The sequence below is a fragment of the Paraclostridium sp. genome, assembly GCF_051656405.1.
In the GTDB taxonomy this organism is placed as follows: domain Bacteria; phylum Bacillota; class Clostridia; order Peptostreptococcales; family Peptostreptococcaceae; genus Paraclostridium.
Window position 1 is genome coordinate 1 of record NZ_JBOGBV010000061.1, and the last position, 23620, is coordinate 23620.

26 protein-coding genes are annotated in these 23620 nt (G+C 26.7%); all 26 read left to right on the forward strand.

All coding sequences use genetic code 11. The features are described from left to right. A partial coding sequence (locus ACRDDE_RS09050) for a SteA domain-containing protein (protein WP_438626939.1) occupies positions 1–198 on the forward strand: 198 nt, incomplete at its 5' end. Positions 199–217: 19 nt separating this feature from the next. Beyond that, positions 218–1087 (forward strand): copper transporter, encoded by an 870-nt coding sequence (locus ACRDDE_RS09055; RefSeq protein ID WP_438626940.1) that lies wholly within the window; start codon positions 218–220, stop codon positions 1085–1087. A 19-nt stretch (positions 1088–1106) separates the two neighbouring features. Next, the gene (locus ACRDDE_RS09060; RefSeq protein WP_021429728.1) at positions 1107–1799 is read left to right on the forward strand and encodes a glycosyltransferase family 2 protein; all 693 of its coding nucleotides are present in this window, start codon (positions 1107–1109) and stop codon (positions 1797–1799) included. 5 nt (positions 1800–1804) lie between these two features. Beyond that, positions 1805–2629: a glycosyl transferase gene (locus ACRDDE_RS09065; RefSeq protein ID WP_438626941.1), complete on the forward strand. Its 825-nt coding sequence runs from the start codon at positions 1805–1807 to the stop codon at positions 2627–2629. A gap of 4 nt (positions 2630–2633) precedes the next feature. Further along, a complete protein-coding gene (locus ACRDDE_RS09070) occupies positions 2634–3731 on the forward strand; it encodes a DUF3866 family protein (protein ID WP_438626942.1) in 1098 nt (365 codons plus the stop codon). Beyond that, entirely contained in the window at positions 3703–4233 is a 531-nt protein-coding gene (locus tag ACRDDE_RS09075) for an NUDIX hydrolase (protein ID WP_021429595.1), read from the forward strand. Before ACRDDE_RS09070 ends, ACRDDE_RS09075 begins: the two co-directional genes overlap by 29 nt. 65 nt (positions 4234–4298) lie before the next feature. Next, positions 4299–4898 (forward strand): hypothetical protein, encoded by a 600-nt coding sequence (locus ACRDDE_RS09080; RefSeq protein ID WP_438626943.1) that lies wholly within the window; start codon positions 4299–4301, stop codon positions 4896–4898. Positions 4899–4910: 12 nt separating this feature from the next. Then, positions 4911–5792, forward strand: coding sequence for a tyrosine-type recombinase/integrase (locus ACRDDE_RS09085; protein WP_438626944.1), 882 nt, complete (start codon positions 4911–4913; stop codon positions 5790–5792). A 25-nt stretch (positions 5793–5817) separates the two neighbouring features. Further along, on the forward strand, positions 5818–6987 hold the full coding sequence (locus ACRDDE_RS09090; RefSeq protein ID WP_438626945.1) for a phosphopentomutase: 1170 nt from the start codon (positions 5818–5820) through the stop codon (positions 6985–6987). Positions 6988–7008: 21 nt separating this feature from the next. Beyond that, on the forward strand, positions 7009–7830 hold the full coding sequence (locus tag ACRDDE_RS09095; RefSeq protein ID WP_021429593.1) for a purine-nucleoside phosphorylase: 822 nt from the start codon (positions 7009–7011) through the stop codon (positions 7828–7830). 51 nt (positions 7831–7881) lie between these two features. Then, positions 7882–9207, forward strand: coding sequence for a pyrimidine-nucleoside phosphorylase (locus ACRDDE_RS09100; RefSeq protein ID WP_438626946.1), 1326 nt, complete (start codon positions 7882–7884; stop codon positions 9205–9207). A gap of 138 nt (positions 9208–9345) precedes the next feature. Next, complete coding sequence (gene mltG / locus ACRDDE_RS09105) at positions 9346–10386, forward strand: endolytic transglycosylase MltG (protein ID WP_438626947.1); 1041 nt, start codon at positions 9346–9348, stop codon at positions 10384–10386. Positions 10387–10503: 117 nt separating this feature from the next. Continuing rightward, positions 10504–11172 (forward strand): O-methyltransferase, encoded by a 669-nt coding sequence (locus tag ACRDDE_RS09110; protein ID WP_438626948.1) that lies wholly within the window; start codon positions 10504–10506, stop codon positions 11170–11172. Continuing rightward, the gene (locus ACRDDE_RS09115) at positions 11165–12100 is read left to right on the forward strand and encodes a peptidase U32 family protein (RefSeq protein WP_438626949.1); all 936 of its coding nucleotides are present in this window, start codon (positions 11165–11167) and stop codon (positions 12098–12100) included. Before ACRDDE_RS09110 ends, ACRDDE_RS09115 begins: the two co-directional genes overlap by 8 nt. Before the next feature lie 29 nt (positions 12101–12129). Beyond that, positions 12130–12759 (forward strand): uridine kinase, encoded by a 630-nt coding sequence (gene udk / locus ACRDDE_RS09120; RefSeq protein ID WP_438626950.1) that lies wholly within the window; start codon positions 12130–12132, stop codon positions 12757–12759. Positions 12760–12820: 61 nt separating this feature from the next. After that, positions 12821–14518 (forward strand): peptidoglycan D,D-transpeptidase FtsI family protein, encoded by a 1698-nt coding sequence (locus ACRDDE_RS09125; protein ID WP_438626951.1) that lies wholly within the window; start codon positions 12821–12823, stop codon positions 14516–14518. A 79-nt stretch (positions 14519–14597) separates the two neighbouring features. Further along, complete coding sequence (gene sigK, locus ACRDDE_RS09130) at positions 14598–15248, forward strand: RNA polymerase sporulation sigma factor SigK (RefSeq protein WP_438626952.1); 651 nt, start codon at positions 14598–14600, stop codon at positions 15246–15248. Between the two features lie 182 nt (positions 15249–15430). Continuing rightward, the gene (locus tag ACRDDE_RS09135; protein WP_438626953.1) at positions 15431–17803 is read left to right on the forward strand and encodes an ATP-binding protein; all 2373 of its coding nucleotides are present in this window, start codon (positions 15431–15433) and stop codon (positions 17801–17803) included. 31 nt (positions 17804–17834) lie between these two features. Then, positions 17835–20117, forward strand: coding sequence for a histidine kinase dimerization/phospho-acceptor domain-containing protein (locus ACRDDE_RS09140; RefSeq protein ID WP_438626954.1), 2283 nt, complete (start codon positions 17835–17837; stop codon positions 20115–20117). Between the two features lie 113 nt (positions 20118–20230). Next, positions 20231–21082, forward strand: a complete 852-nt coding sequence (gene aroE / locus ACRDDE_RS09145) for a shikimate dehydrogenase (protein WP_438626955.1) — start codon at positions 20231–20233, stop codon at positions 21080–21082. Further along, positions 21075–21443: a hypothetical protein gene (locus tag ACRDDE_RS09150; RefSeq protein WP_438626956.1), complete on the forward strand. Its 369-nt coding sequence runs from the start codon at positions 21075–21077 to the stop codon at positions 21441–21443. Before aroE ends, ACRDDE_RS09150 begins: the two co-directional genes overlap by 8 nt. Next, entirely contained in the window at positions 21440–21937 is a 498-nt protein-coding gene (locus ACRDDE_RS09155) for a hypothetical protein (RefSeq protein WP_438626957.1), read from the forward strand. The genes ACRDDE_RS09150 and ACRDDE_RS09155 overlap by 4 nt, the downstream gene beginning before the upstream one ends. 21 nt (positions 21938–21958) lie before the next feature. Beyond that, complete coding sequence (locus tag ACRDDE_RS09160; RefSeq protein WP_438626958.1) at positions 21959–22381, forward strand: pilus assembly FimT family protein; 423 nt, start codon at positions 21959–21961, stop codon at positions 22379–22381. After that, on the forward strand, positions 22371–22898 hold the full coding sequence (locus tag ACRDDE_RS09165) for a hypothetical protein (RefSeq protein WP_438626959.1): 528 nt from the start codon (positions 22371–22373) through the stop codon (positions 22896–22898). Before ACRDDE_RS09160 ends, ACRDDE_RS09165 begins: the two co-directional genes overlap by 11 nt. Further along, positions 22895–23401, forward strand: coding sequence for a shikimate kinase (locus ACRDDE_RS09170; RefSeq protein ID WP_438626960.1), 507 nt, complete (start codon positions 22895–22897; stop codon positions 23399–23401). The genes ACRDDE_RS09165 and ACRDDE_RS09170 overlap by 4 nt, the downstream gene beginning before the upstream one ends. A gap of 49 nt (positions 23402–23450) precedes the next feature. Further along, the coding region (locus ACRDDE_RS09175) for a type II 3-dehydroquinate dehydratase (protein WP_438626961.1) at positions 23451–23620 on the forward strand (170 nt) is incomplete at its 3' end.

A 23620-nucleotide genomic window follows, 5' to 3' on the forward strand; every position in this document is an offset into this window, starting at 1 on the left:
AGACTAAAAATAGGATCAAAGCTAATAGATGCAAAAGGTGTAAACTTATTATATAGAAGTAAATTAAAATTAAAGTATATATGGGCACTTATAGCAACTGCTTTATTCCCAGTTTTAATACTTGCATCATTCTCTCCAAGTGTTCAACAATTTATGCACTTGATGGAATTAAAAATGAGACTACTATTACAGATGTAATTAATTGAGGAGGATTAACATGCATATAAATATGAAGTATTATATAGTAACCATAGGTGCTATATTTATTGCATTAGGAATAGGAATGCTAGTAGGATTTAACTTAAACTATGATCAAGAACTTAGTAAGCAACAAGCTGCTATAATAGATGATTTAGATGCTAAGTTTGAAGATATAAAAACAACAAATGATGAATTAGAAGGTAAACTAGACAAAAAAGAAAGCGAATACAAAAAACTAGTTAATTATTTAAATGAAAATTATTTAGTATTAATAAAAGATCAATTACAAGGTAAAAATGTAGGAATAATATCAACAACAGAAAATTATGATTATACTCAAGACATATCTAAGACTATAACAGATGCAAGTGGAAGTGTAGCATATGATATTGTTTTAAAATCAGGGTTAACTAATAAAGATAAAATAAAAGAGCTTAACAGTGCATCACAATTACAATTAAAAACTGAAAAAGATGTAGTTAATTACATAATGAGTTGTTTAAAAGAAGAAAATGCTATGGATAAACTACAACAATTAGAAAAATTAGAGATGATAAAAATAAATTATTTATCAGATAACTATTTAGACTGTTCACAAGTTGTTATGGCAAGTGGAGATACAAATGAATCTTCTAATAAATTTACGAATATAGATAAAATAATAATAGATAAATTAAAAGAAGATGGTAAATATGTAATAGGAACTCAAAAAAGTGATGTTAAATTCTCTGATTTAGAAAACTATAAAAAAGATAAAATACCAACTATAAACAATTCTCAGCAAGGAACAGGTAAACTATCTTTAGTTTACGCTCTTAGAGATTCTGTAGAAAAAGGAAACTTTGGTATAGGAGATAAAGTAGATTCTATAATACCGTTTAAGTAAAAATAAAGGAGATGTAAATATGAATCCTTATGTAAGTATAATAATACCTGCATACAATGAAGAAAATAAAATAAAAGATACTTTACTAGGAGTAGTAGATATTGAAGAAATAAATGAAATAATAGTTGTAGATGATGGCTCAAGTGATAATACTGAAAAAGCAGCTAAATCTATTGTAAATGATAAAATAAAAGTTTTTAAGTTAGATAGAAATAGAGGTAAAGGCTATGCATTAAACTATGGATTAAAAAAAGCTATGGAAAATGCAGATATAATAGGATTTTTAGATGGAGATTTAGGTAGTTCATCAAGTGAAACTATTAAGCTTATAAAACCTGTAATAAATAATGAAGTTGATGTAACAATAGCAAAATTCCCACCTGCTAAGAAAAAGGGTGGGATGGGATTTGTAAAAAGATTAGCTAAAGATTCAGTATTTGAGATGACAGGAGTAGAGTTAGATGCTACTATATCTGGTCAAAGAATATTCAAAAAAGAAGTTTTAGAAAAATTTGATGAAATACCTTTTGGTTATGGAGTTGAAGTTGGAATGACAATAGATATATTAAAGTATGGTTATTCTATAAAAGAAATTTTAGTTAATATGACACATAATGAAACAGGAAGAGATTTAAAAGGGTTTATACACAGAGGAAAACAATACTACCATATAAAGAAAATTGCTAATAAGAAGAGAAAAGAATGGAGGTAGTGTTATTGAATAATATGATACTGTATATAATAATGCTACTAGTTGGTGTAGCAACAACTTATGTTGTTATGCCATTTTTTAGAAATATGTTGGTGTCGAGTAATGTAATAAGACCAAATTATAAAAAAGATATGATACCTGTAAGTATGGGATTGGTTTTTCTACCTACGATAGTTATAAATAGTATTATTTTAGTATACTTTACAACTAAACATAGCGACTTAGTATATACGTTTATGCATATATTTGGACTATTATCTATGTGCTTAGTAGGTATTTTAGACGATATTGTAGGTAACAGAGATGTAAGTGGATTAAAGGGGCATTTTAAAAGTTTATTAAAAGGACATCTTACAACGGGTGGATTTAAAGCATTATTTGGAGGATTTGTAGGTCTTGCTATATCAGTTGCAATATCTAAAAATATAGCTGATATATGTATAAACACTTTAATAATAGCTTTATCTACTAATTTAATGAATTTACTAGATTTAAGACCAGGAAGAGCAATAAAAGTATATTTAGTTATAATTATAACGCTATTATTAACTTTAGTAGGTTATCCTAAAGGTTTAGTTCTTATATTATTACCGAGTGTAATCGTATACTTCTTTGATGATTTAAAAGCTAAAGCTATGATGGGAGATACAGGATCTAATGTATTAGGTATATCTATAGGAATCTTAATTGCTATAGGATACGCTAGACCTATAAGAATTGGATGGTTAGTATTTTTAGTATTTATACATGCACTTACTGAAAAATACTCTTTAACAAAAATAATAGAAAATAATAAGGTTTTAAATTTTATTGATAAACTAGGAAGGTAATCTTATGATAAGTAAAAGAATTGGAGTAGTTGAATCTATAAAAAGTAAGTCACAAAACTTAGAAGAAATAACTGTAAATATTAATGGTAATATAGAAAAAGCTTATAATTATCCTAAGATGACGGGAAGTGTAGATATAGGCGATGAAGTTGTATTAAATACAACTGCAGTTGAATTAAGTCTTGGTACAGGTGGTTATCATTTTGTAATAACTAATTTAAATAAAATAGAATCTGATATGACTCCGGGTGGTCATATTATGAAATTGAGATATACACCGTTACAGGTTAAAGTAGATTCTGTAGAGGAACAAGATAGTAAACTACATGATAAAATAAATGAGTTTAAAAGCCTAGATAACCTACCTGTTGTTGTTGGTACATTACATAGTATGCTTACTCCATTTGTTGCATCATACAAAAGACATAATCCGGATAAAAAATTAGTATATATAATGACAGATGGAGCATCTCTACCTATATACTTAAGTAAGAATGTAGAAAATCTAAAAAATAAAAAATTGATAGATGATACTATAACAATAGGTAATGCATTTGGCGGAGATTATGAATGTATAAACATTTATTCAGCATTAATAACTGCAAAAGAAGTTTTAAATGCTGATGCAGTATTTGTAAGTATGGGGCCTGGAATAGCAGGTACAGGAACTAAATATGGTTTCACAGGTATAGAACAAGGGCCAATACTAGATGCTGTTAAAAAGCTAGGAGGAAATCCTATTGTAATTCCGAGAATGAGCTTTGCAGACAAAAGAGATAGACATGTAGGTATAAGTCATCATAGCATAACTGTATTAAGCGAGATAGTAAATGTAGAAGTTAATATACCTATAGGGCTTAAAGATAAAGAAAAACTAGATTATGTAAATAACCAAATAAAAGAAAATAAATTAGATGAAAAGCACAATATAGCATATGTAAATCCAGGCAGTACTTTAGACGATTTAAACTATTTTGAATTGAAAGTTAAGAGTATGGGTAGAAATTATGAACAAGATAGTGAATTCTTTGATGCTGCAAGTAGTGCAGCATATTACTTAATGGAGGTTTGTTATGATAATAGAAGAGCAAACAGTAAGTAGTGACAGGATATATACTGGAAAGGTTATAAGCCTGAAAGTAGATACTGTGGAAGTTCCTAAAAAAGGCTATCAAAAAAGAGAAATAATAGAACATCCTGGGGCAGTCGGAATAGTAGCTATAACTGATGATAATAAGGTTTTATTAGTTAGACAGTTTAGAAAAGCAATAGAAAAAGTTTTATGGGAAATTCCTGCTGGAAAGTTAGAACAGGGAGAAAGTCCAAAAGACTGTGCTATTAGAGAACTAAAAGAAGAAACTGGATATAGTGCAAATAATATGAAATTAATACATAAATTTTATACATCATCAGGATTTTCTAATCAAAAAATATATGTTTACCTAGCTACAGACCTAGAAAAGGGTGAATGTTGTCTAGATGAAGATGAATTCTTAGAATTACATGAAGTTAATTTAAATGATGCATATGAAATGATTAATAAAAATGATATAGAAGATGCTAAAACATCTATAGGTCTTTTGCTTGCGAAAGAACTTTTATAATTAGGAATAACCTCCTCTTCTCTTGCATAAAAATTATGTAAGAACAAAAGAGGGGGTTGTAGTTTTTGAGAAGAATAAATAGAAGAACCACATTGGATAAAATAAGTAAGGATATGATAATTATATCTAGTTTGTTTATATTATTTGTTATTTTAGGATCATTGTTAAATAAAATTTTTCCTCAATATAAAGAGGTAATAAGTAATAACATAACTTATACAAATAGCTACTATGATTCAGGAATGAAAATAAAAGAAGTTTTAATGTCAAATTTTAAAATGGACTTAAGTTTATTAGCAGGTATGTCGATATGTACATTAAGCATAATTTTAGCACCTATAGCTTTAATTATTTTTGCGGTAAAAGGCTTATCGATAGGGTATACTATAAATACTTTCATAATAGCTATGAAGGCTAGTTCATTTAAAATGTTATGTGTGACACTTATTAAATTTTCAATAGTACTGCCAGGTATGATAATACTAGCATTAATATCACTTAAGTACTTTGAAGAATTTATAAAAAATGTAAGAAAACAAAATAAAACAAACTGTACATATTTAATGAAAAGGTATATAATAAACTCATTTCTTATAATAATGATTAGTGTATCTGCACAAACTATTTTAAATGCTATATCTACAATAACACTAAAAATATTTTAAAGGGACTACAATATGCAACTACTAAATGAATATATAGAATATATAAAATCTATAAGAAAGTTGACAGAAAATACAGTTAGCTCTTACTTTATAGATATAAAAAAGTATTTAACATATATAGAAAATAAAAGTATTAACTTATTTGAATCAACAGAAAATGATATAATAAGTTATATAATAGAATTAGAAAAAAATAATGTATCTACAGCTACGATTTCTAGGAGTATATCATCTATAAAGTCTTTTTATGAATATTTATTTTTAAATAGATACATAGAAAGTAATATATCTAAAAATATAAAAAAACCTAAGATAGAAAAAAAAGAAATAGATATTTTAAGTTTAAAAGAAATAGAGGCTTTACTAGATTTTCCTGAACCTAAAAATGCAAAAGATATAAGAGACAAAGCTATATTTGAGATTTTATATGGGACAGGTATGAAAGTAACAGAGCTAATAGAATTAGATTTAGATGATGTTAATTTAGAATATGATTATATTTGTTGTGAATCAGGAAAAAATCCTAGAGTAATACCTATGTCTAAAACTACAAAAAGATATTTAGATAACTATTTAACTAAGTCAAGAAGTGAGATTTTAAAAACTAACTTTCAGGAAAAGGCTTTATTCACAAACTCTAATGGAACTAGATTTACAAGGCAAGGTCTTTGGAAATTAATAAAAAAACATGCAAAAAGAGCAAATATAAATAAAAGTATAAATCCAACTATTCTTAGAAATTCATTTGCTATACACTTATTAAATCAAGGTGCAAACATAGCTGTAGTCAGCAAAATTTTAGGAAATTCTAATTTATCAAGTTTACAATATTATTTAAATTGTATAGATAAAAATATAAGACAAGAACTAAAGGAAAAACATCCTAGAAAATAAACTAACATTTAGGAGGAAAAATTTTATGAGCAGAGTTATATGGATGATAATTGATAGTGTTGGGATAGGAGCACTTCCTGATTCAGAAAAATTTGGAGATGTAAATGTAAACACTTTGGGTAACATAGTTAAAAACTATAAAGATATAAAGTTGCCTAATATGCTGAAATTAGGTTTAGGTAATATAGATGGTATTGATAGCTTAGAAGGCGTAGAAAGCCCTATAGGAGCATTTGGTAGAGCTAGTGAAGTATCTAAGGGTAAGGATACAACAACTGGACACTGGGAGATGACAGGAGTTTTAGTTGAAACACCTTTTAAAACATATGAAAATGGATTCCCAAAAGAAATAATAGATGAATTTGAAAGAAAGACAAATAGAAAAGTTATAGGTAATAAGCCTGCATCTGGAACAGCTATACTAGATGAATTAGGAGAGCAACAAATGAAAACTGGAGAAGTTATAGTATATACTTCTGCAGATAGTGTATTCCAAATTGCAGCACATGAAGAAATAATTCCTTTAGATGAATTATATAAAATGTGTGAAATCGCAAGAGAAATAATGATGGGCGATAATGCAGTTGCAAGAATAATAGCAAGACCATTTGTTGGACAACCAGGAGCATTTGAAAGAACTTCTAACAGAAGAGATTACTCTTTAAGCCCATTTGAAGATACAGTTTTAGATAATATAAAAAATTCAAACCTAGATGTTATAGGAGTTGGAAAAATAGAAGATATATTTAATAAACAAGGTATAACAGAGGCTATACATACTAAAGATAATATGGATGGAGTAGACCAAACTATAAATTACATGAAGAAAGAAAATAATGGTCTTATATTCACAAATTTAGTTGATTTTGACTCTAAATATGGTCATAGAAGAGATGTTAAAGGATATAAAGAAGCATTAGAAGAATTTGATGCTAGAATACCTGAAATATTAGAAAATATGGAAGATGATGATATATTAATTATAAACTCAGACCATGGTAATGATCCTACATATAAAGGAACTGATCATACAAGAGAATATATACCTATGTTAATTTGCGGTAAAAACGTTAAGAGTGGATTAAATTTAGGAACTAGAAGCAGTTTTGCAGATATAGGAGCTACAGTTGCTGATATATTAAATGTAAAAATGCCTAAACATGGCAATAGTTTTAAAAATGACATTATAAAATAATTAGCTAGTTGGAGGAAAAATATGAAAAATTTATACGATAAAATTCAAGAGAGTACAGATTATATAAAATCTAAAATAGAACAAGCTCCAGAAGTAGGACTTATATTAGGTTCAGGATTAGGTGTTTTAGGTGATGAGATAGAAAATCCTGTAAAAATAAAATATGATGAAATACCAAATTTTCCAGTTTCTACAGTAGAAGGACATAATGGACAATTAGTAATAGGAACTTTACAAGGAAAAACTGTTATAGCTATGCAAGGAAGATTCCATTTTTACGAAGGGTATTCAATGGAGAGCGTAACATTCCCTGTAAGAGTTATGAAAGCTTTAGGAGTTAAAACTGTAATAGTTACTAATGCAGCTGGTGGAGCAAATAAAGATTTCAAACCAGGAGATTTAATGATAATAAGAGATCATATAAACTTTAGTGGGCATCATCCACTAATAGGATCTAATGATAATAGATTAGGAGTAAGATTCCCTGATATGTCAACAGCATATACTCCAAAGTATGTAGAATTAGCAAAAGAATGTGCTAAAGATTTAGGAATACAAGTAAGAGAAGGCGTATACACTTTCTTTAGTGGCCCAACTTATGAAACACCTGCAGAAGTTAAATTAGCTCAAATTTTAGGATCAGATGCAGTTGGAATGTCAACTGTTCCAGAAGTTATAGTAGCTAGACATTCAAACTTAGATGTTATAGGGATATCTTGTATAACAAATATGGCAGCAGGAATATTAAATCAACCTTTAAATCATGAAGAAGTTATAGAGACAACACAAAAAGTTAAATCAGAATTTTTAAACTTAGTTAAATCAATAGTTAATAAATTATAAGAATTTAACGTATTACAAAACTATAAAATAATGATACAAAGGAGACTCGTTATGAGAATTTATGACATTATAAAAAAGAAAAGAGATGGAGAAGTATTAACTAAAGAAGAAATAAACTTTTTCGTAGAGAAGTACTCTAAAGAAGAGATTCCTGATTATCAGGCATCTGCTCTTTTAATGGCTATATATATAAATAAAATGTCTAAAGAAGAAACTGCGTTTCTAACAGAAGCTATGATGAACTCAGGTGAAGTTATAGACCTATCAGATATAAATGGAATTAAAGTGGACAAGCATAGTACAGGTGGTGTAGGAGATAAAACTACAATAGCATTAGCACCGTTAGTTGCTGCATGTAAAGCACCAGTTGCTAAGATGTCAGGAAGAGGTCTAGGACATACTGGAGGAACATTAGATAAACTAGAAGCTATTCCTGGATTTTCTATAGAAATGGAACCAGAAAAATTTATACAATCAGTTAATAAGCATAATATAGCTGTATGTGGCCAAACTGCATCTATAGCTGTAGCAGATAAAAAGATGTATGCACTTAGAGATGTAACAGCAACAGTTGATAATATATCGTTAATTGCAAGTAGTATAATGTGTAAAAAATTAGCATCTGGAGCTGATGCTATAGTATTAGATGTCAAAACTGGAGACGGTGCATTTATGAAGACTATAGAAGATTCATTTGCACTGGCAAAAGAAATGGTTGATATCGGAGATAATATGAATAGAGAAACTATAGCACTTATAACTGATATGGATGAACCTCTAGGATTTGCAGTAGGTAACTCATTAGAAGTTATAGAAGCTATAGAAACTTTAAAAGGAAGAGGACCTAAAGATTTCGTAATGTTATGCGAAACATTAGGTGCATATATGTTACTATTAGCAAAAGTAGTTGATAACTTTGAAGATGGTAAAGCCAAGATTCAAGAAGCTATAACTACAGGAAGTGCAATTGATAAATTAAAAGAATTTATAGAAAATCAAGGTGGAAATAGTAATATAGTTGATGATTATTCTCTATTACCTCAAGCAAAAGAAATAATGGAAATAAAAGCTCCGAAAACTGGTTATATAGCAAAAATAGAAGCTGAAGAAGTTGGAGTTTCTGCTATGATGCTAGGGGCAGGAAGAGAAACTAAAGAAGATGAACTAGATTTATCAGCAGGTATAGTTTTAACTAAAAAAGTTTCAGACTTTGTAAATGAAGGAGAAACAATAGCATATATGCATTACAATAAATTAGATAAAATTGAAGGAGCAAAAGATAGATTCTTAAAAGCTTATACAATATCTGATGAAAAAGTAGAACCAGGAAAATTAGTTTATGGGGTTGTAACTAAAGATAAAACTTTAAAATTCTAATAGATATGATTAAAAAAAGCCTAACGTGTAAAAAATAACGTTAGGCTTTTTATTTAGTTTCGACAATTTTATTGAAAATTTTTATTCTTAGATTTATAATATAAAGGATATAAATATACATAAGGAGTAGATAACCCTATGAATTTTAGAAAGGTAAACTTGAAAATAGTAGCTATTATAATAGTAATTATATTGGCTTTAATTGCTGGATATATATATAGTCAAATAGGACCATACAATAAAATCAGCAAAAAAGAAATAATAGTGGAAATACCTAATGGAGCAACATTAACTGATGTAGCAGATATTTTACAAGAAAATAAATTAATTAAAAATAAAGTTTTGTTTAAAGCTGTAGAAAAAGTAAAACCTAATAAACATGGCGTTAAAGCTGGTACGTATTTATTACGTCAAAGTTATTCAAACTCTAAAATTTTAAGTATACTTACTGATGGAAAAGTTCATAACGATGGAACAAAGGTAACTATACCGGAAGGATTAACTTATAAAGAAGTAATAAAATCTTTAACAGATAAAAAATTAGGAAGTGCTGAAAAATATGAACAATTAATAAACAATACTAAAGAATTTTATACTGATTTTGCATTTTTGAAAGAATCTGACATAAAGAACTTAGAGGGATTTTTATATCCTGACACTTATTATTTTGATAAAGAAAGCACAGAAAAAGAAGTTTTATCTGCAATGTTAAAGAGATTTGAACAAGTTTATAATGATAAATTTAAAGAAAAGCAAAAGGAAATGGGCTTAACTCTTCAACAAGTTGTAAACTTAGCTTCTATAATAGAAAAGGAAGCTGTTGTAGACGAAGATAGACCTATGATTGCTAGTGTTTTTTACAACAGGTTAAAAATAGGAATGCCTCTTCAGTCAGATGCTACTTTACAATATGCGTTTGATAAAAGAAAAGAAAGAGTAATGTATAAGGATTTAAAAGTTGATTCTCCTTATAATTCTTATTTAAATAAAGGATTACCACCTACTCCTATATGTAGTCCTGGAGTTAAATCGATAGAAGCTGCACTATATCCATCTAATACGGATTATCTATATTTTGTAGCAACTGTAGGAGGAAAAAATAATTACAGCAAAACATATAAAGAACACTTAAAACACGTAGAAAATTATAAGCAAGAAAGAGATAAAGTTAAGGAATAAAAAACAGAAAAATAAATAAAATATTTGTCCAAAAAGGCAAAGGATTATCGCAAAGCTTAATATAAGTTTTAAGGCGTAACTTTGTCTTTTTTTAGGGCAACTCAAGGAGTTGAAGATATGAGTAATATAGTTGATGATTTAGTTGAAGATTATATAAGAAATACTTTAAGGGATAAAGAAGGGTTACTAAAAGAATTGGAAGAGTATGCTAAAGAGCATAATGTTCCAATAGTTCATAAAGAAGTTTCAGATTTTTTAAAAGTATTATTAAAAGTTCAAAGACCAAAGAGAATTTTAGAAGTTGGTTGTGCTATAGGATACTCATCTATACTATTTGCAACAGTTTTAGATAAAGATGTAGAAATTATAACTGTTGAGAGAAATGAAAAAATGATTGAAAAGGCGAAAGAAAATATCAAAAAAGCTGGATTAGAAAATAATATAACTATATTAGAAGGAGATGCAGAAGAACTTTTAAAACAAGTTGAAGGAGAATTTGACATGATTTTCCTAGATGCAGCTAAAGGACAATATAAGTTATTTTATGATATGATAATAGATAAATTAAAAGTAGATGGACTTTTAATATCTGATAATATTCTGTACAAAGGAATGGTAGCTCACGACAGTTATGTAATCAGAAGAAAAAAAACTATAGTCAAAAGAATGAGAAGTTATCTAGACTATATATGCAATTGTGACTACTTAGATACATCTATAATACCTATTGGAGATGGAGTTACACTTAGCTATAAAAAGAAAGTAAGAGGTGATTTGAATGCATAAAGTTGAGCTTTTATCATCAGCTAAAGATTTAAATAGCTTGAAATTAGCGTTTGAAAGTGGTGCAGACGCTGTTTATATAGGCGGAGATTCATTTGGAATTGATGCTATAGCTAAAAACTTCTCAAGAGAAGAATTACAGCAAGGTGTTGAATTTGCACATCACAACAATAAAAAAATTTATGTAGCTGTTAACGTTATGCCACACAATGAGGACTTCGATAGTTTAAAGGATTACTTAGTAGAACTTGAAAAGTTAAACATAGATGGAATAATAGTAACAGATCCTGGTGTTTTAACGATAGCTAAAAACACTATACCTAATGTTAAGATTCACATGGGACAGCAAGCAAACGTAACTAATTTTAATTCAGCTAACTTTTGGTATGATCAAGGAGTTAGAAGGATAATTATCACTAGTGAATTATCTTTTGATGAAATACGTACAATAAGAGCTAAAACTCCATTAGATATGGAAATAGAAACCTTTGTTCATGGGCCTATATGCATATCTTATTCAGGGAGAAGGCTTTTAAGTAGCTACTTAGGAAGCAAAGATAATGTAGAGTATAAAGAAGAAAGTAATAAGTATAACTTATTGGAAGAAAAAAGACAAGGGGAATACTACCCAGTTTTTGAAGATGAAAAAGGAACTTTCTTATTTAACTCAAAAGACCTATGTATGTTAAACTTTGTACCTGACTTTGTAAAATCAGGTGTGACTAGTTTAAAGATAGATTCAAGATTACAAAGCGATGAATACTTAGAAACAGTTATAAAAGTCTATAGAAAAGCTCTAGATGAATTTTATAAAAACCCTAATGAATGGGAATTCAATCCTATTTGGTTAGAGCAAATAAAAGAAAAAAGTCATAGACCATTAACACATGGATTCTACACAGGCGAAGCTATGCCAGATGATCATGAATAAATAAAAAATTTTTAAGGAGAGATTCAAAGATGACAAAGGACAAAAAGACACTGATAATAGGTATTACAGGTGGGACAGGATCAGGAAAAAGTACAGTTTGCAAATCAATAAAGGAAAGCATACCAGAGGAAAACATAGCTATAATAGAACAAGATGCGTACTACAAAGATCAAGCTCATTTATCATTTGAAGATAGATTAAAGACTAACTATGACCATCCATTAGCTTTTGATAATAAATTATTAATAAAGCACTTAGATATGTTATGTAATGGAGAAACTATAAAAAAACCTATATATGACTATGAACTTCACACTAGAGACTTAGAGAATACTATAAGTACAGAAGCTAAAGATATAGTAATTGTTGAAGGTATAATGATACTTGAAGATGAAGAATTAAGAAATAAGTTAGATATAAAAATATATGTAGATACAGAAGATGACCTAAGAATTCTAAGAAGAATCCAAAGAGATATAAAAGAGAGAGGTAGAACAGTAGACTCTGTTATAGAGCAATATTTAACAACTGTTAAACCTGCACATGATCAATTTATAGAGCCATATAAAAAATATGCAGATATAATAATACCAGAAGGTGGACAAAACGAAGTTGCAATAGATATGGTAATAGCAAGAATAAAAACACAATTACATTAATAATAAATAGTATTAACCCCTTAGAAATTGTCAAGAATTACAATTACTAAGGGGTGATTTTATGTCTAGAAAAAAGAGTTCAATAAAATATACAAGTAAAAACAGAATGTATTCTATATTTTTATTGTTTATAGTAATTTATGGGTTTTTAATATATAGATTAGTAGACATTCAAGTTACACACTCGGATTTTTATAAAAAGTGTGTTAGAGATCAGAGTAGCTCAAGTATAAACTTAAGCTCAGGTAGAGGTACTATATATGATAGAAACAATAAAAAAATAACAGACACTAAAAGTGAAGATATAATAATAATTCAAAAAGATAAAATTAATGTAGATGATGGATATATGGAATTAATACAAGAAGTTACAGGACTTGATAATTCTCATATATATGAAAAAATACAAGAAAATCCAGTTTCACCAATAGTTGAATTAAAGGTAAGCAAAATGAATGACAACTTAAAAGATAGATTGGAAAAGGAAAATATAATAATAGATAAAAAGACATATAGGTATTCAGATGAAGATATACTAGCTCATACCATAGGATATATAGATAAAGATAGTAATGGAGTAAGTGGTATTGAAAAAAGTAAGAATGACGTATTAAAAGATAAAAATTTAGACTACGTAGAAGTATTTAAAGCTGGAAGTTCAGGTAATGCAGGTAAGAACAAAAAAATTGGAGTTCTAGATGGTAGTGTAAAAGTAAATGAAAAGAATAAAGATGATAGACATTTAAAGTTAACTATAGATTATGATATTCAAAAAAAATTAGAAAAGCTAGTAGATAAAGAACAAAATCCAAGCTCAGTAGTTATATCTGATGTAAAGAGTGGAGAAGTATTAGCTATGACATCTAGACCTAATTTTGATAGAGATTCTATAAGTGAATACTTAAAGATGAGCAATGGAGAATTAGAAAATAGGGCTATAAAATATATGTATGCACCTGGTTCTGTATTTAAGATAGTGGTTTTATATGCGGCACTAGAAGAAGGTGTAGTAGATGAAAATTACACTTATACATGTACAGGATCTTCAGAAGTACATAATAGAGTTCTAAAATGTAATAAATTGGAGGGACATGGAACGTTAACTCTAGAACAAGCATTTGCTAATTCTTGCAATACTGCTTTTTTAGATATAGCACTTAAAGTAGGTAAAGAAAAGATAATGGATACTGCTAAAAAACTTCATTTAGATCAAGAAGTAGGAATTGATATATATGGAGAAAAAAGTGGAACTATAAAAGATGAAATAGATATAGTTAACTTATGTATTGGTCAAGGGCAAATGATGTTTACGCCGCTTCAAGTTAACCAAATGACGCAAGTGATTGCCAATAATGGAACATACAAGCCTTTACAAATTTATGATAGTATAATAGACAATAAAAAGGAAATCGTAAAGGCATTTAGGTCCACAAAGGAAGATAAAGGAGATATATCTCCATATATTGTAAGTAAAATAAAAAATATGATGAAGTCCGTAGCGAGTGAAGGAACTGCAAAAGAATTAGCTACATTAGAAAAAGGAAGTGGAGTAAAAACAGGAACAACTCAGGCAACTATTAATGTAGAAAATGCGGATAAAACTATGGGCAAAAAAATAATAACACATGGATGGGTAACAGGATTTTACCCTAAAGAAAATCCTAAATATGCAATAACTGTGATAATTGAAGGTACGAAGGATTCTAGCAAGCCTGCAATACCTTTATTTAAAGAGATTTGTGAAACTATATTAAAATAAATTTTTTTATACAAGCAATTTTATCAGGCCACTTTCATATAATTTAAAATGACATGGAAGGAAGAAAGGGGTGGCCTGATTGACTATATTAAAATCTTTTGAAAAACCCTTAACTCCTGAAGAAGAGTATAATTATCTAACTAAATTTAAATTAGAAAAAGATGAATCAGCTAAGGAAGTGTTAATTGAAAGAAACATGAGATTAGTAGCGCATATAGCAAAAAAATATAATAACTCAACTGAAGATCAAGATGATCTTATTTCTATAGGAACAATAGGTCTTATAAAAGCTATAGAAACTTATAACGTGGAAAAAGGAACTCGATTAGCTACGTATGCGTCAAAATGTATAGAAAATGAAATATTAATGAACATAAGAACTAACAAGAAAAATAAAGTGCAAGTTTCATTACAAGATCCTATAGGTACTGACAAGGAAGGTAATGAAATAAGTTTAATTGATGTACTTGGTACTGATATAGACCATATTTTAGACCAAGTAGAGTTAAAGGTTCAAATCAGTAAGCTTTATGAAAAATTGGAAAATATATTAAGTCCAAGAGAAAGAGAAATTGTAAAGTTGAGATATGGATTAACTCCTCTTGGATATAAAACACAAAGAGAAATTGCTCAAAAGCTGGATATTTCTAGATCGTATGTTTCTAGGATAGAAAAACGAGCATTGAAAAAATTAAGAAAAGAGTTAAAATGTGAAAGAAGCCTTAATTAAGGCTTTTTTTGCGCTTAAGAAATAAAAATTATGAATAACCTATGAAATTTAGTTATAGAAATATAGCATGTTTTTCATTTGGAAAATTATTTTTTTACTTATTCAAGAAATGACAAAATATTTGGAAAGTATCTGCTAATATAATTGTAAATAGTAAATTAAGGGATAAAAGGTGGGAATATATGATTAATTATACAAGTAATTTGGGGAGAATCTTGGATATAAACTTAATCATTATGATAGCTGCACTCGTAAATGGTATATACATAGGTTTTTTTGAAAAAATTAAAAATACAAAATATATAAATTTTATATATTTTGTAGAAGTTTTGATATATGTATATATAATTTCTAACAATTATAAATTTACAAAAATAGATATGTATATATTATCTGTATATACTTTTATAAAATCTATGTATTTTTGCTTTATAAGGCACAAATTAAATATTAAAAACATACAGTTTATATCTATAGTGACATTAAATATTATAAGTTTGATTTATATAGGAATCAACTTTAATATATATATATCTTTGAATATTTTAATGAATTTATTTATATGCAAATTTTTTATATTAGATAATATGAAGATTAAAAAAGAAAAACTCGATGAAAACATACAAAAACTAAAAAAATTAAATGAAAATATAAGTGTACTAAACTTAAATATAAAAAATGAAGCAGTAAAACAATTTGAATATAAAGAAGATACGTTTAAAATAGAAAAGAATATAAACAAATCTATTGAAGAGTCTGATATGCCTATAGTTATGTTAAATGAAAAAAATAATATGATTTACTGTAATCAGAATTCTTGGAGAAATATTAATCTAAATAAGGTTAATATTTTAAATTATTTATGCACTAATTTTAAAAATGGACAAGATTGTATAGATATGATTAATAAAGTAGGAATAAATAGCTTTGAGTCTATAAACTTATATGATAATGAAGAAAAAGTATATAGGTTTATATGTACAAAAGAAATAAGAGATAATAAGGAAATCAAAATATGTATATTTAATGATATAACGCAAAGTACTCTAATTCAAAAACAACTAAATGATAGTGAAGAAAAATATAGAAAGCTTATGGATGTTTTAACTGATGGAGTTATAATTCATGATATGAATGAGATAAAGTATATAAATGACTCAGCATTTAAAATATTAAAAATAGAAAAGAATAGAAAAAATATTAGCTTAGAAAATTTAAAGAGTAAAATACATATGAATGAAATGAATCAATTAAACGAAAGTTTAGAAGAAGTAAAACATGGAAAAGTAAGCAAATGTATAAATAAATTCAAAACTGTAGATAACATTTTTATAGAATTGATAACTACGAAAATAGAAACTGACGATTCAAATATTTTATTGAGTATAATTGTAGACATAACAGAAATGGAAGAAGCGCTTAAACAATTAGAAGCAAATCAAAAAACATATAGAGCACTAGCGCAAAATTTACCAGACGGAATTGTAGTTATAGATAAAGAGAGTAAAGACTATGTATATCAAAATAAATCAATGATAAAAATTTTAAAAAAAGTTAAAATGGATAGCATAAATAAATTTATAAATGATTATATTTACAATGAATACTATGGACAAACTAAAAGGTATGAAATAGATAAAAGTAAGAGTTGTTTTGCAAGTATAACTATAATAGATAGAAAAGAAGAACAACAGCTATTAGCTATAGTAAGATTGCTAGAAAATGAAGAAAGAGTTTTAGAAGCTATAAAAGAACTCGATTTAGTAAATGCTCAACATCATGTAAAAAATGAATTTTTAATAAACACATCTAAATTACTAAAAGACCCTATAAATAATGTAGCTAATATGAATAAGATATTAGAACAAAATAAATCTGAATTTAACTCCAAACATATAGAAAATTACACGAAATTAGTTAAACAAAACTGTTATAGATTACAAAGAGTTATAAACAACATGAATGAAATTGTAGATGTAGAAAATGGAGTTTGCAGTGTTGAATTTGTGTACTGTGATATTATAAATCTTACAAAACATATAGTAGACTGTATAAATGGATATTTAAACGATAAAGGTGTATATATTAAATTTAATAGTGATATAAATTATAGCATTTTAAAAATAGATTTAAATAAAGTGCAAAAAATAATTTTGAATTTAATTTCTAATGCTATAAAATTTAGTGAAATTGGGAGCTTGATAGAAGTATATATATACAAGGAAAATGATTTTATAAATATAGCTGTTAAGGACAATGGAGTAGGAATACCTAAAGATAGATTGAAATTTATATTCACTAAGTTTGGACAAGTTGATAAAACCTTATCTAGAAATACAGAAGGGTGTGGAGTTGGATTAACTTTAGTAAAAGCATTTTTAAAATTACAAGGTGGGGATATAAATGTAAATAGTGAAGAAGGCAAAGGTAGCGAGTTTATAATCTCATTAAAAGAGTTTAAAAATATAGATGAAAAAAAATTAGTTGATACAAATGGATTAAAAGATTCTATATTTGAAAATATGCATATAGAGTTTGCTGATATATATTTCTAATAAAGCCATAAATACATAGGGGGCGTAAATTATGGGATATAAGCTGATATATATATTAAATATATCAATTTTACTAGCTAGTGGGTTTTATATTTCCTCGTATGCTAGAAAAAATAAAGTTTTTATGAGTGCAATGTTGATAATATCTATAGTTTTGAATTTTATAAATTTCAAGCAATCACCATATTTATATATGGCTGCTACTATTAGTAGTTTTATGGTTATACAATCCATTTATAATTTTAATATTAAAAAATATAAATATAGAGAGCTTAAAATAGGATCTTTGTGTTTAATATCTTTATTAATAATATTTTTAAATAAAAATTTTTTACAGTTTAACATAGTAATGAATTTATTTATAAGTATAGGATTGTTTTTTATAGTTTTAAGAAGATATTCAAAAAAAGATAGAGATAAGAATAGTCATCTAGTAATTGATTTGAAAATTCTTAAAAATAAAATAAAAGGTAAAAATGATAATCTAAAAACTAGTAAAAAAGAAACAAAAAAACTATTGGATGTATTAAACAATAAAAAAGAGATTTTAAATATAATATTAGAACAAAATAACAAGTGTGTAATTTTAATAGATAAGTACGGGTATATTTCAAATGAAGACAGCAGTTTTTCAAATGTGTGGAAAGAATACTCATGTTGTAATTACAAAATAAAATTTTCACATTTTTTAAATAAGAGTATAGAAAACAGTACGGACGTATTAATAGATGTGCAAAAGGTATATGATATAGGGATTAAGCTAAGTAGAGAAATAATTAGCAAAGACAATAGATACTTTGACTGTGAGTATACTCCATTAAAAGTGAACAATCGAATAATGGGAGTTATATGTATAATGACTGACATAACATATAAAAAATATTCACAGAGAATAATTAATTATAACAAAATAAAGTATAAAAAAACTATAGAAACTATACCTCATACTATTGTGGTAACAAGGGATAATGAAATTACATACAACAATAATAACAATTTAGAAATTGATATATATGAAGATAGATTAAAAGATTTTATTTTAAATACTAAATCAAAAGGAAGTTTTGAAGGATATTTAAATAAAGATACTAAAAAATACTTAAATATAAATAAAGCTAGTTTTGAAGAAAACAATATAAAAAAAGATATAGCAATAATAAGGGATACTACAGAGTATAATGTACTTTTGAAAAGCATAGAACAAAGTGCAAAAAACTACATATCTTTAGTTAATGCTATTCCTCAAGGAATATATATATATGATTTTGAAGATAAAAAAACTACTTATGTAAATGAAGTACTTTTGAACATGTCAGGATTTGAAAGTTTAAATGAATTTAATGATAGCCATATAATTAAAGATATTTCTTGGGTTTTAAATAAATTTGGGCAAGATGTCAAATTTATGCGACATAAGATACAAAATAGTAAAGGAAAATATATAGATGTAGAACTAGGGGGAATTACCCTGGAAATAAATAATAAAATGACATGTATAGGGATAATGAATGATATAACTGAAAAAGTTAAGGCTGAAAATATAGAAAGAGAAATAGCTAAGAAAAAACTAGAATATAAACAAAAGAATCATTTTTTTATAAATATGTCTCACGAATTAAAAACTCCATTAAACTTAATAATGTCATCTAATCAACTGATTCAATCTGTTTTTAAAGAGGAAATTTTAAATAATGAAAGTGGATTGATAGCTGCTGTTACTAATTCAGTAAAAAAACAAAGTTATATTTCTCTAAGACTCATAGAAAATATAATGACATTAACTAAATTAGAAGCTGATTTTTATAAACCAGAAGTAGATTGTTATGATGTTGTAAGTTTAGTTGAAGACATAATAATTGAAATTAATAAATATTCAGTAGATGATAAAATAAAATTTATATTTGATACAAACATAGAAGAAAAGCTAGTAAGAGTAGATCCTTATGATATAGAAAGAATAATATTGCTACTTTTTAGTAAATTGATAAAACAGTCAAAACAAAATAGTACTATATGTATCGAACTTTTAGATAATATAAAAGGCTTAAATATATATATAAAAAATATAGGGCAATATGATAAAGATATATGTCTAAACAATCAATCGAGAGATAATATAAATATGAATGTAGAAGTTGCGAAATCCATAATCAATATTTATGGAGGAGCAATAAATATAGTTGAAAGCAAAAATAGTATAGAGATAGATATAAACCTCAATATTAAAGAAAGTTTAGACTATAATGAAAAGAAAATTTGCACACTAAATAAAGAATCTATATACGCTGAATACTCTATGATAAATGCTTTATAAAATAGGATATCTCAAATTTAAATTTGAGATATCCTATTTTGAGTTTAAAAAAGAACAATCAAAGCTGTATAATATATATAACAAATGGAAATAAAAGCTAACAGGAGGTAATTATGGATATAAATGCAAAGACTAATTTATTATGTTTAATAGGAAGTCCTGTTGAACATAGTTTTTCACCTAATATACATAACTATTTAATAAAAAAAAATAATCTGAATATGAAATACATGTGCTTTAATGTTAAAAGTGATGAATTGGAAAATGCTATAAAAGGAATTAAAGCTTTAGGTATTAAAGGATGCAATGTAACTATTCCTCATAAAGTGGAAATAATTAAGTATTTAGATGTAGTAGATAAGAATGCTCTATTGATTGGAGCTGTAAATACTGTAAAAAATGAAGGTGGAAAGTTGATTGGATACAATACTGATGGTGTTGGGTTTGTAAAATCAATAACAGACAAGGGCTATGATATTTACAATAAAAAAGTTTTAATAATAGGAGCGGGAGGAGCTGCTAGAAGTATAGCTATAGAAATGGCATCAAGTGGAGCTAAAGAGATAAATTTAAGAAATAGAAGTATAAAAAACGCTAAAGAAATATCTGATGTGTTAACTAACCATTTTGGTGTGAACTCAAAGTTTTCAGCTGATGATATTACTAAGGAAGATTTAGAAAATACAGATATAATAATTAATACAACTCCTATTGGAATGGATAAAGATAAAGATAGTTGTCCAATAGATGAAAGCATAAACTTAATTAATAAAGATATACTTGTATGTGACATTGTTTATAATCCTCATGAAACTAAATTTATTTCTTGGGCTAAAAAAAATAAATTTGATATTGTATATGGAATAGATATGCTTATAAATCAAGCTGTACAAGGATTTAATATATGGACAGGTATTTATGCAAATGAGCATGAAAAGTTAAAGGATATACTAAAAAATGTATAAATATAAACATAAGAGAAATGGATATTTAATTTTAGAAAATATTGTAGCTTTAAGTTTAATAGGAATAATGGCATCACTAGTTGTAAGTATATTTTCAACTAGTGTTTTTAATTTAAAAAAATCATATGATACAACTCAAATGATAAACTTAGCAAAAAAAGAAATGGGCAATATAGAATATGAAATTCAAAACAATAAAGAAGAAAACTTATTTAAAAGGACTAGCAAAAATATTGAAGGATGCACTGTAAAATCAGAAGTGATAAAAGAAAGAGATTACTTTAATTGTTATCGTGTTTCTGTTTATGTTAGTTGTTGCGAAAGAGAAATAATAATAGGTAGTTATGTGGTGAGAACATGAAAAAAAGAAATGGATCAGTGATGATAGTAACATTATTGTGTTGCTTTATATTAAGTTGTATATGCTTAGGGTGTATAGAGTTGGTTAAAACAAACAATGATATAGTTTCTACAAAGGAAAAGTCAATGAAAATAGAATATGAGGTAAAAGGCGGTATAAATTTAGGATGTAGCAAAATTATAGAAGAAGTTAACAATTTAATTGAAAATAATATAGAAGAGAATGATTTAGAATGCAAGTTTAAAGATCACTTTTTAGGAAATAACAAAATAAATATAATAAAATCTATAGAATCTATGGGAGATGATCAATTAAAAATAAGAGTAGCAAATAATGATATTTACTTAGACGATGATTATATAAAATTAGATATAGAATCAAAAAAAGAAGATAGCCATTTTAAAAAAATTGCTAGATGCTCAGTTAAAATAAATATTAAATCAACGGAAGAAAATGAAAATAGAGTATTCAAATACAACTATAAGGAGATTTAGAAAAATGAAAAGAGAAGGAATGTGACTTTAGTTGAAGTTGTAATTGGAATAGGAATAATTATGACTATTTTAATGATAAGTTTTCCAAAAGAAAAATCACAAAGATATGAAATTGATTCTTTTGCTAGACAGTTAGTAGGAGACATAAGATATGTTAGAAGTATGAATTCAAATGGAAACCTTAGTGTTTTTCTAGAAAACATTAGTACACCAGATGATCCTAGATATGTAATAAAAGAAAATACCGATATAGTAAAAATGGTATACCTTCCTAAAAACTCGAGTTTATCATATCCATCATCAACAATAAAATTCAAATCAGATGGAACACTTAGCTCAAAAGGAGAAACTATAATAATTGATTCAAAAGATAGAAAAATAAAAATAACTATAATTCCATTTAGTGGAAGAGTTTTATTGAAAGAGGATATATATGAAACGTAGAAAGGGGTATCTTATATTAGAAATTTCAATATCTATGCTAATAACGAGTATCGTATTAATTACACTATACAGTTTGTTGTTTACTTCAATAAATATGTATAAAAGAATTTATAGCAGTATAGAAATACAACAGCAGGGATTAGAAATTCAAAAGCATATGGAAAAAGAGCTAAGTGGAGATATAGAAATAACTGATGTAAAAACAGAAAATAGTCAAATTTTAAGTGATAAGGAGTTTGAACTTACGAATGTAAAATCTATTTACTATAAATCAAAGATGAGTTTGGAGTGCAATGACTGTGATGAACTATTTTTAAATAAAAAAACTAAGAAGCTTTTTATAAAGAGAATGGGATATAAATCAGGCTATGAAATAGGCGACTATATAGATGACATATACATATCTAAAGAAAAAGATGGTAGAATTGTTAATATAAAATTAGAACTATCTAAGAATAAACAAAATCATTGCATTGAATTTTCAATATACAATGAAGATATAGGAGAACTTGCATGAAGAATATAATCTTAATTGGATTTATGGGAACTGGAAAGACTACAGTTGGAAAGGAATTAGCTAGACTTAAAGATATGGATTTTTTAGATATGGATTTTGAAATTGAAAAAAAAGAAAATAAAACAATAAATCAAATTTTCAAAGAACATGGAGAAGCATATTTTAGAGAGAAAGAATCAGACTTACTTAAAGAAATATCTTGTCTAGAAAATACTATAATATCTACTGGGGGCGGAATTATAGAGCATGAAAGTAATATTGAAATTTTGAAAAATATGAAAAACGTAATATGGTTAGATGGAAATGTTAATACTATAGTTAACAACTTAGAAAATGAAATAGATAAAAGACCTAAACTAAAAGATATAAAAGATGTAAAAACCTATGTCCAAGAACTATTAAATCACAGATGTGAAAAATATGGAAAATGTTCAAGTATCAAAATAAATATTGAGGATAAAAATATAGCTCAAGTAGTTAGGGAGATACTTGTTTATATTTAACAAAATATGTTATTATATAGAGTATAAAAGAGTTTTTATCAAAAGGTTGGTGAATGCTATAAAAATATTAATAATTAATGGTCCTAATTTAAATATGTTAGGAAAAAGAGAACCTGATGTATATGGGAAAAATACATTAGAAGATTTAGAATATAGCATAAAACAAACATTTAAAGATACTATTGATTTTGAATTTTTTCAAAGTAATCATGAAGGATG

Bases quoted from the DNA above. Each gene is read 5' to 3' on its own strand.
- ACRDDE_RS09055 (WP_438626940.1), top strand. From the start codon at position 218: ATGCATATAAATATGAAGTATTATATAGTAACCATAGGTGCTATATTT.
- ACRDDE_RS09060 (WP_021429728.1), top strand. From the start codon at position 1,107: ATGAATCCTTATGTAAGTATAATAATACCTGCATACAATGAAGAAAAT.
- ACRDDE_RS09070 (WP_438626942.1), top strand. From the start codon at position 2,634: ATGATAAGTAAAAGAATTGGAGTAGTTGAATCTATAAAAAGTAAGTCA.
- ACRDDE_RS09075 (WP_021429595.1), top strand. From the start codon at position 3,703: ATGATAATAGAAGAGCAAACAGTAAGTAGTGACAGGATATATACTGGA.
- ACRDDE_RS09085 (WP_438626944.1), top strand. From the start codon at position 4,911: ATGCAACTACTAAATGAATATATAGAATATATAAAATCTATAAGAAAG.
- ACRDDE_RS09090 (WP_438626945.1), top strand. From the start codon at position 5,818: ATGAGCAGAGTTATATGGATGATAATTGATAGTGTTGGGATAGGAGCA.
- ACRDDE_RS09095 (WP_021429593.1), top strand. From the start codon at position 7,009: ATGAAAAATTTATACGATAAAATTCAAGAGAGTACAGATTATATAAAA.
- ACRDDE_RS09100 (WP_438626946.1), top strand. From the start codon at position 7,882: ATGAGAATTTATGACATTATAAAAAAGAAAAGAGATGGAGAAGTATTA.
- mltG (WP_438626947.1), top strand. From the start codon at position 9,346: ATGAATTTTAGAAAGGTAAACTTGAAAATAGTAGCTATTATAATAGTA.
- ACRDDE_RS09110 (WP_438626948.1), top strand. From the start codon at position 10,504: ATGAGTAATATAGTTGATGATTTAGTTGAAGATTATATAAGAAATACT.
- ACRDDE_RS09115 (WP_438626949.1), top strand. From the start codon at position 11,165: ATGCATAAAGTTGAGCTTTTATCATCAGCTAAAGATTTAAATAGCTTG.
- udk (WP_438626950.1), top strand. From the start codon at position 12,130: ATGACAAAGGACAAAAAGACACTGATAATAGGTATTACAGGTGGGACA.
- ACRDDE_RS09125 (WP_438626951.1), top strand. From the start codon at position 12,821: ATGTCTAGAAAAAAGAGTTCAATAAAATATACAAGTAAAAACAGAATG.
- ACRDDE_RS09135 (WP_438626953.1), top strand. From the start codon at position 15,431: ATGATTAATTATACAAGTAATTTGGGGAGAATCTTGGATATAAACTTA.
- ACRDDE_RS09140 (WP_438626954.1), top strand. From the start codon at position 17,835: ATGGGATATAAGCTGATATATATATTAAATATATCAATTTTACTAGCT.
- aroE (WP_438626955.1), top strand. From the start codon at position 20,231: ATGGATATAAATGCAAAGACTAATTTATTATGTTTAATAGGAAGTCCT.
- ACRDDE_RS09150 (WP_438626956.1), top strand. From the start codon at position 21,075: ATGTATAAATATAAACATAAGAGAAATGGATATTTAATTTTAGAAAAT.
- ACRDDE_RS09155 (WP_438626957.1), top strand. From the start codon at position 21,440: ATGAAAAAAAGAAATGGATCAGTGATGATAGTAACATTATTGTGTTGC.
- ACRDDE_RS09165 (WP_438626959.1), top strand. From the start codon at position 22,371: ATGAAACGTAGAAAGGGGTATCTTATATTAGAAATTTCAATATCTATG.
- ACRDDE_RS09170 (WP_438626960.1), top strand. From the start codon at position 22,895: ATGAAGAATATAATCTTAATTGGATTTATGGGAACTGGAAAGACTACA.